8 protein-coding genes are annotated in these 8,768 nt (G+C 32.2%); 1 reads left to right on the top strand and 7 read right to left on the bottom strand.

From position 1 onward, the window contains the following. Nucleotides 1-1,848, top strand: a 1,848-nt coding sequence (locus AACZ53_RS12330; RefSeq protein WP_339838932.1) for an ATP-binding protein, incomplete at its 5' end; no start/stop codon positions are given. Nucleotides 1,849-2,058: 210 nt separating this feature from the next. Here AACZ53_RS12330 and AACZ53_RS12325 read toward each other — a convergent pair. From AACZ53_RS12325 to AACZ53_RS12295, 7 genes are all read right to left on the bottom strand, one after another. Continuing rightward, nucleotides 2,059-2,805 carry an Asp/Glu racemase gene (locus tag AACZ53_RS12325; protein WP_339838929.1) on the bottom strand — a complete coding sequence of 249 codons (747 nt, stop codon included), beginning with the start codon at nucleotides 2,803-2,805 and terminating at the stop codon, nucleotides 2,059-2,061. Nucleotides 2,806-2,889: 84 nt separating this feature from the next. Beyond that, entirely contained in the window at nucleotides 2,890-3,798 is a 909-nt protein-coding gene (locus AACZ53_RS12320; protein ID WP_339838926.1) for a fumarylacetoacetate hydrolase family protein, read from the bottom strand. Nucleotides 3,799-3,835: 37 nt separating this feature from the next. Next, the gene (locus tag AACZ53_RS12315; protein WP_339838924.1) at nucleotides 3,836-4,378 is read right to left on the bottom strand and encodes a hypothetical protein; all 543 of its coding nucleotides are present in this window, start codon (nucleotides 4,376-4,378) and stop codon (nucleotides 3,836-3,838) included. Between the two features lie 15 nt (nucleotides 4,379-4,393). Next, entirely contained in the window at nucleotides 4,394-5,494 is a 1,101-nt protein-coding gene (locus tag AACZ53_RS12310; RefSeq protein ID WP_339838921.1) for a cupin domain-containing protein, read from the bottom strand. Nucleotides 5,495-5,571: 77 nt separating this feature from the next. Continuing rightward, nucleotides 5,572-6,552 (bottom strand): carbon-nitrogen hydrolase family protein, encoded by a 981-nt coding sequence (locus AACZ53_RS12305; RefSeq protein ID WP_339838918.1) that lies wholly within the window; start codon nucleotides 6,550-6,552, stop codon nucleotides 5,572-5,574. 61 nt (nucleotides 6,553-6,613) lie between these two features. Then, a complete protein-coding gene (locus tag AACZ53_RS12300; protein WP_339838915.1) occupies nucleotides 6,614-7,036 on the bottom strand; it encodes an acyl-CoA thioesterase in 423 nt (140 codons plus the stop codon). 9 nt (nucleotides 7,037-7,045) lie between these two features. Further along, nucleotides 7,046-8,626, bottom strand: coding sequence for an FMN-binding glutamate synthase family protein (locus AACZ53_RS12295; RefSeq protein ID WP_339838913.1), 1,581 nt, complete (start codon nucleotides 8,624-8,626; stop codon nucleotides 7,046-7,048). Between the last annotated feature and the right edge of the window lie 142 nt (nucleotides 8,627-8,768).

Genomic DNA, 8,768 nt, shown 5'->3' with positions numbered 1-8,768 from the left:
GTTAATGCTTTTCAACATATTGTTTTTAGAATTAATAGAGAAGGTGTAATTCTAAATTATCGTGCGGCAAAAAAAGAATTACTTTTTACTAGTCCAGAAAATTTTATTAATAAAAATTTATCTAGTGTTTTGCCCGAAAACATCTCGAGTTTATTTTATAAATCTCTAGAGAGCACAATTTCAGAAAATAAAATAGTTTTAGTCGAGTACTCTTTGATCTTAAACGCAGTGGAACATTATTTTGAAGCACATTTTATACCCGTTGAATCTAATGAGGTTTTAGCTTTTGTAAATGAAATTTCAACACGAAAAAAAGTCGAATTAGAACTAACTCAGGCTAAAAAAACAGCACAAGAAAATGAATTGCGTTTTAAAGCGTTGCATAATGCTTCTTTTGGAGGTATTGCCATACATGATAAAGGATTGATTTTAGAATGCAACCAAGGTTTGAGTGACTTAACAGGGTATTCTATAAATGAATTAATTGGAATGGATGGCTTAAAATTAATTGCTGAAAGGTCAAGAGATTATGTAATGCAAAAAATTCAAAGTCGTTATGAAAAACCCTATGAACAATATGGTCTTAAAAAAAACGGCAAAGAATTCCCCGTTCGTTTAGAAGCAAAAAACATTCCTTACAAAGGAAAAATGGTTAGATCTGTCGAATTTAGAGATATAACATATCAAAAATTAGCAGAAATAGAATTACTTGCAGCCAAAGAAAAAGCAGAAGAATCAGATCGTTTAAAATCATCATTTTTGGCTAATATGAGTCATGAAATTAGAACTCCAATGAACGGAATACTAGGCTTTGCTGAACTATTAAAAGAGCCAAACTTGTCGGGTTCAAAACAGCAAGAATATATCAACCTGATAGAAGAAAGTGGAGAGCGATTACTCAATATCATAAATGATATAATTAGCATTTCTAAAATTGAATCTGGGGTTATGGAAATGTATAAGCAACTTTCTAATATTAATGAGCAAGTAGAATATGTTTACAATTTTTTTCTTCCTGAAGTTGAAAGTAAAGGAATAAAATTATCCTTTCACAATTCATTTCCGAATGCAGAAGCTATAATTACTACTGATCGAGAAAAAGTTTTTTCAATACTAACTAATCTTGTTAAAAACGCGATTAAACATACAGAAGAGGGGACTATTAAATTTGGGTATATTAAAAAAGATAATTTTCTCCAGTTTTTTGTTGAGGATACAGGTATTGGGATACCTAAAGACCGAATGGAAGCTATTTTTAAAAGATTTATTCAAGCTGACGTTACAAATAAAATGGCACTACAAGGAGCAGGATTGGGTCTTTCTATTTCAAAAGCTTATGCAGAAATGCTCGGTGGACAACTATGGGTAGAATCTAAAGAGGGAGTAGGAAGTACGTTTTACTTTACACTTCCCTGTTTTAAAGAACCTTTAGTTGAAAAGTATGAAAAAAAAGAGGGTCAAATTGGCTACTATCAACCCTTAACAAATAAATTAAAAATTTTAATTGCGGAAGATGATAAAATTTCTGAGTTGCTAATTTCCATTACTATCAAAGATTTAGCTCGTGAGATCATCTTCGCTAAAAACGGAAAGGAAGCTGTAGAAGCTTTTAAAAATAATCCCGATATAGATTTAATCTTAATGGATATGCAAATGCCTATTATGAACGGAAATGATGCCACAGAAGAAATTAGAAAAATTAATAAAGAAGTTTTAATTATTGCTCAAACCGCAAATGTACTTTCAAATGAAAATGAAATAATGCTACAAGCTGGTTGTAATGAAATGATAACAAAACCAATTCAAGTAAGTGAATTAAAACAACTTATTGGTAATTATTTTATTTAAAAAAAATATAGTTGACTTAAGAAAATCATTTTTAGTTTTAAAAAGTCAATTATAATTAAGCTTTAGACTTATGCCTAATTTTTATGATAAGTATGTATAAAAAAATTATAATAGGAATACAAAGGACAAAGTAAATTCCAAAAAGGCGAAGTAAAATAACTCCAATGATAAAAAAAGAAACAAATGCTATTTTGTATTTAATTTTATTAATCAATATTTCCCATTCAACAATTCACCACCAATAGCTGATTTTGCTTCAATTCCAAGTTTCTTCATCATTTCGTAAGTCGTACAAACAGCTGCCGAAGTCACAGGAATTCCACATTCAGCCTGAATTAAATCAATAGCTTCTAAAGAAGGCATTTGCACACAAGCAGAAGCTACCAAAACATCAACATCTGTTAAGTCCAATTGTTTGTATATTTCCAATAAATTCATAGGATCTTGAGCAGCCACTTCCAAATTATCTGGAATTTCTAAAGCAATACTTTGTTTTACCTTAATTCCTTGATTCTCGATATAGTCAACAACCATATCGGTTAAAGGTCTCATATAAGGAGTAATTATTGAGATTTGTTTAGCTCCCAAAACTTTTAAACCATTAATTAAGGCACCAGCTGAAGTTACAATTGGAGTAGGGAAGTCATTTGCCACCGTTTCTTGGTGTAAATTTACTTCTGAAACACAATGATAACCTCTTCCCATGCTCATAATAGCAACTAAACAAGCATAACCCATAACGTCAACATGTGCATCAGAAAGCTCTTGAGCACATTTTAAACTCATGGCATCCATTGCTTCGAGTTCTTCTTTGGTTACTTTTTTCATGCGCATTCTACTGCTATGAAAGGTAAAGCGTTCTGGAAGTATAGTTTCTCTTGAACGGAAGATTGCTGGTATTTCGGTTTCCATCGTTACGTTTGAGGATGGAACTATTTGGCCTATTCTATATTTCATTTTTTTAAATTTTTGGAACACAGATTTAAGGAATTAGAGCAATTTTTAAAATTATTTTAATTTCTTAAATCAGTGTTCCTAATTTTATATTTCTTTAACGGTATTCACAATTGATCCAATTCCTTCAACGGTACATTTTACCACATCACCATCTTTTAACCATTCTTGTGGTGTTCTTCCTGCACCAACTCCAGCTGGTGTTCCTGTAGCGATTATGTCTCCAGCTTCTAAAGTAAAAACGGTACTTAAATCTTCAATCAAATCATTAATGTTGAATAACATAAATTTTGTATTTGAATTCTGTTTTTCAATGCCATTTACCGTTAAGGATAAATTCAAATTATGTGGATTTTCTATTTCGTCTTTGGTTACTAAAATTGGGCCCATTGGAGCAAAAGTATCTTGTCCTTTTGATACAATCCATTGTCCAGAACGACGACAATCACGAGCTGAAATATCATTTATAACTGTATAACCAAATACATAATCCATTGCTTCAGCTTTAGATACATATTTTCCTTTCTTTGAGATGATTACAGCTAATTCAACTTCCCAGTCTAATTGATTGGTTAATTTTTTGTTTAATAGAATTTCAGTATTCGGTCCTGTTACACATGTTGGGGGTTTTGAGAAGATTACAGGTTGTTGTGGTAGCTCATTAGAAGTATCTAATGTACGAGCACTTTCGGCAACATGTTCTGTATAATTTAAACCAATTCCGATTACATTTTTTCTAGGTTTTGGAATAGGAGCAAGGAACGTAACTTCGTCCATTTTATACGAGATTTCTTCAAAGTCAACTTCGCGAGTATCGTCAATTAAATCATTGATTTCTGAAATTATTTCGTATCCTAAATCAATTAAATCCAACATATCATCTGGTAATGGAAAATTGCAAATGTTTCCAAAGTCTTCCATATCAATAACTAGGTTATTGTGGATGAATCCTAATCTTGGTTCTGTGTTATTTGTTTTGTAAGTAAGTAGTTTCATTTTTCTTAAGTTTCTGAGTAACTAAGTTTATATTCTATTAATTATTAATTTTCAAGTTTTTTAAAAACAATTTAAATTTATCAATATTGATATTATATGTTTCAGGTGTTGCGGTAAAGATTATCCATAAATAACCTTTTTTAGTTTCAGTAAATATAAATAAACTATGATAAATTTTATTTCCATTAAGTAATTGAAATTTATAAGCTTTACCAATGTTTTCAAAGTTACCAATGTCATTTTTTAAAAGAACCGATTGTGAGTTAATTTTGTCTCCCAATTTATATTTATCGGCTTTTTCATTGATAAACTTTTTTAAGTTTTTGAATTCATTTTTCTTATAACTATTAATCACAATTGCATTTTCAACTCCATTGATAGCATCAATTGTTCCTCCCCACAAATTTGTAGCTTCTTTTGTTTTTATTGTTAACCAATTAGGAATTTCTACTTCATAATCAAAATCTGAATTAACATAGATGTTTTTATTCTCAATTGAAATAGTATCCTTTTTTGTCTCTTGAGAATTCCCAATTAAGCAAAAAAATAAAAAAAAAATAAATAAGTTGTATTTCATCATTTTTGTTTATTGAATTTATTGATGTCCGTTATTTTCTGAATATTCTTTTCCTTGATATAATCCTAGTTTTTCCATTACAGGTAAGTCGTTGAAAGAAAACAGGCAAGCGTCTTCTGTATCTGATAAATTATGGTGTTCGTGCCAAGCCCAAGAGGGAACGCAGAAAATATCTCGTTCTTTCCAATCGTAGCGTTTCCCGTCTATAATTGTGTAACCTTTTCCTTTGGCACATTGGTACACAAATGATCCCGTATGTTTGTGTGCTTTTCCTTTGAAACATGCTGGTAACAATTGCATGGAAGCACCCATTGTTTGCATTACGTGTCCACCAGTCATAGGATTTGAATAATGCATGAAAACACCATCAACTGGATTGATTTCATTCGTTTTTGAAGCTTCAACCAAAGCTGGATAGACTTTTTTCCAAGAAAATTTGAATAAAGGAGAATATGGTTTATCCCAAACTTTATCTGCAGGAATGATTCCAGCAGTTCCATAATTGATTGGAGAATAATTTAGAGGAAAGTCTAATTCTTGTTTACCATCATATACCGCGTAGTCATTTGCTTCTAAGGCATTTATAAGTGGAATATCTAATCCATCTTGCCAAATACAGGTTTTTCCATCAGCATTAACTCCGTGTTCGTGCCATGTTGAATTTGGTGTGATGACAAAATCATTGACTTCAAAAGTAATTTTGTTACCATCAACAACTGTATAACCCCCTTCTCCTTCCATAATAAAACGAAGGGCAGAAGCTTTGTGTTTATGAGCCGAAGTGAATTCTCCTGGACGTGTAACTTGTAAGCCTGTATATAACCAACCCACAGCTGCTGATACATCTTTACGTTTATCGTTAACTAAATAAACTACTCGTCTTCCTGCTTGTTCTGGTGTGACTAGTTCTGATGATTTTAAAACTAAATCGCGCAAATCATCATATTTCCAAAGCATTGGAACTGAATTAGATTTTGGCTCCCAAGGTTCAATATCATTGGCAACGGTCCATAGAGCACCAGCACCAAGGTTTTCTAGTTCTTTATAATAGGCTTTAAGTTCAGGTGACTCTTGAACCCTTGCTCTTCCGTATTGATCGTCTGAATGGTTTTCGTTCATATTTTTTAGTCTTAAGGTCTAAAGTCTAAAGTCTAAAGTAAGGCTAATCCTTTTCTCTTTTGACTTTCAACTTTCGACTATTTTTTATTAAATTCTTCATGATTATCGATAAACGTAATCTTTCTTGTTGGAGCAATGTTTACTCGCAAATCAAAGATATCGAATCTATTGTAATGTCCCAAAATATCGTGCATTTGTTTGGGTTGGATGCATTTTTCTAAATCAATTTCTGCATAGACAATTCCTTCGTCATCGATTAGTGGTTCTCCGATTGTGGCTCCATTTGGACCAATAAATCCTGAAAAAGCTGAATTTTTTCTTGTCAATACTTCATCTACATTAGGAACATCTTCGCGTAAAGCATCTTTTATTTCTTGAGAAATAGTTGAGCAAGAAACGATTGTGAATAATTTTCCTTCAAAGGAATGTGCTGCAGCACGAATTTTAATGGCTTCTGCCATGTTGTAATCTGCTGGAGCGACTGGTAATGAAATATAATTCGCTATATGAACTAGTTCGCCTTGTGCTAATAATGTAAATCGAGCTAACGTGTTTGTGTTTTCTCCACAAGCTAAAGTTCCTAAGGGTCCAACTTCTGTATCATATACTTTTAAGGAAGAACCATCACCAGAAGACCAAGTTAGTTTTTCAGCCCAAGTTGGGACTAATTTTCTGTGTTTTCCAATTAGTTTTCCATTGTTATCTATGATTAAATTGGTGTTGTAAATTTCACCATACGAATCCCCACGTTCGTTAATTCCAATTACGATATGCATGTTGAATTCTTTTGCAGCTTCAAATAGTGGCTGCATCACGAGATCTTCTGTTTTTACGGAAGATTTGTATAATTTTTCATACCATTTGCTTCCTTGAACTGGTGTCATGACCCAATTCCAATAAGGATAACCAGCTATGAATACTTCTGGAAAAGCTATTAGTGTAGCTCCGTTCTGACTTGCTTCTTTGATGAAGCCAATAGCTTTTTCAATAGTCTTTTCAACATTTAGAAAAACTGGTGAAGTTTGTACGGTTGCTGCTTTGAATTTTTTGAAGTCCATTTTTTAGTTTGTTACACAAAGTATCACGAAGGAAACAGAGAGTTTCTCAAAGTTCTTTGTATTAGATTATATATTTTGAAATTTTAACTTTCATATCTTCTGAGAAACCTTCAGCTTTAATACTATTTCTATCTTCAGTAAAAACCACGTTTACCAAAGTAACTTCTCCTTCTAAGCAGGTTTTTCCTTGATCATCTTCAAATTTGAATCCACATAAAATTGAAGCACTACCAAGGTTTTTAACCCAAAGTTTTTTGGTAAGCAATTCTCCTAAACGAGCTGCTTTTTTGAATTGTACTTTTAAATCAACAGTTGGAATTCCGTTGGTTTCATGCATTTTAGAGAAAGGTCTGTCTAAAGCTTCTTCAAACCAATCTTCTACTAAATCGTTTAGCATTTCTAAGAATCTTGGGTAAAAAACTATTCCAGCATAATCTATATGCTTGAATTTTATTTTTTCTTGTTTTATGAAATAGTTACTCATAATATTTTTTTAAAATTGGTTTGCATTTGCTTTTTTCCAAAATATTGAAAATTCTTTAGGAACTGTGTTTTCGTTTAGAAGACAACCTTTGTCTAATTCAGGATAAATTTCGTAAAATGTTTTAACATGAGAGGCATCTATTCGAGTACTAACCACAGTTCTGTCTACTTTGTCAGGATGATCTAAACCTGCAGAAGCCATTAAATCTACAGCACTTTTTACGGTTTCGTGCTGGAAACGCGCTACACGAATGCTTTTTTCTTCTGGCACTAAGCCTTTAGTTAATTTTGGATTTTGAGTAGCTACTCCAGTTGGACATGTGTTTGAGTGACATTCTAAAGCTTGTATACATCCTAAAGCGAACATCATTCCACGAGCTGAATTGCATAAATCGGCTCCAATAGATAAGTTTCTAATGATATCAAATCCAGAGATTACTTTGCCCGAAGCAATAATTTTAATTTGATCTTTGATTCCGAAACCATTTAAACAATCATAAACAAACGCTAAAGCATCACGCAAAGGCATTCCCACATGGTCTGAATATTCAGGAGGAGCAGCACCTGTTCCACCTTCACCACCATCAACCGTAATAAAGTCTAAATAGGTTTTAGTCTCTACCATAGCTTTACAAATGGCTATAAATTCAGATTTATTTCCAATACAAATTTTTATCCCGATTGGTTTTCCACCCGATTTTTCTCTTAATAGTTTTATAAAAGCCATTAATTCTAAAGGAGTTGAAAAAGCGGAGTGGGTTGGAGGTGATATAATGTCAAATCCTTTATTTACCAGTCGAATGGCTGCAATTTCGTCGGTTACTTTTTCTTTTGGTAAAATTCCACCATGACCTGGTTTTGCACCTTGTGAAAATTTAATCTCAATCATTTTTACATTGTCCAAAATAGCTCTTTTTTCGTATTCTTTTGTATTGAATGTCCCATCAAAATTACGACAACTGAAATAACCCGTTCCAATATTCCAAACTACATCACCACCTTGCAAATGATAAGGAGAAAGTCCACCTTCGCCCGTATTGTGATAAAAGCTTCCTTTTTTTGCCCCTTCATTTAAGGCTATAATAGCATTTTTACTTAATGAACCATAACTCATGGCGCTAATGTTAAACATACTTGCTTCGTAAGGTTTAGTACATTGTGAAGATCCTATTTTAACTAATGGTTTAGTGTTGACATTTTGAAATGAAATCGCTCTAATGCTGTGATTTATCCATTCATAGCCTGGTTTATAAGTGTTTAGTTGAGTTCCGAAAGGCTCCATGTCAGTTTCCTTTTTACTACGTGCATAAACCATACTTCTTTGCAATCTGTTGAATGGTTTTCCTTCAGTGTCGGTTTCAATAAAATATTGTCGCATTTCAGGCCCCATGCTTTCTAATAGATATCTCAATCTTCCCAGTAAAGGAAAATTCCTTTTAATAGTATGTTTTGATTGATACATATCATATAAACCCATTAAAATTAAAGGAATAAATATTAGTAATAGAAAACTAAATTTCCAATTGATGTAGATTAGTATTGCATTTATTGATAATAGTGTTACACTGAAAACTAGAAATGCTTTTCTCATTGTTTGTTGTTTAACCGCATAGCTCGCAAAGTAATACGCAAGGTTCGCAAATTTTTTTATTAATACGTTTATTTTAATGCTATTTTAGATTCTGAAATGAGTTCAGAATGACAAAATTGGTATTTATTTTAATTTAAATCGT

The organism is uncultured Flavobacterium sp., assembly GCF_963975005.1.
Taxonomy (GTDB): Bacteria; Bacteroidota; Bacteroidia; order Flavobacteriales; family Flavobacteriaceae; genus Flavobacterium.
The sequence above is the reverse complement of the archived record's forward strand: the minus strand, read 5'-3'. Positions and strand labels throughout refer to the sequence as shown.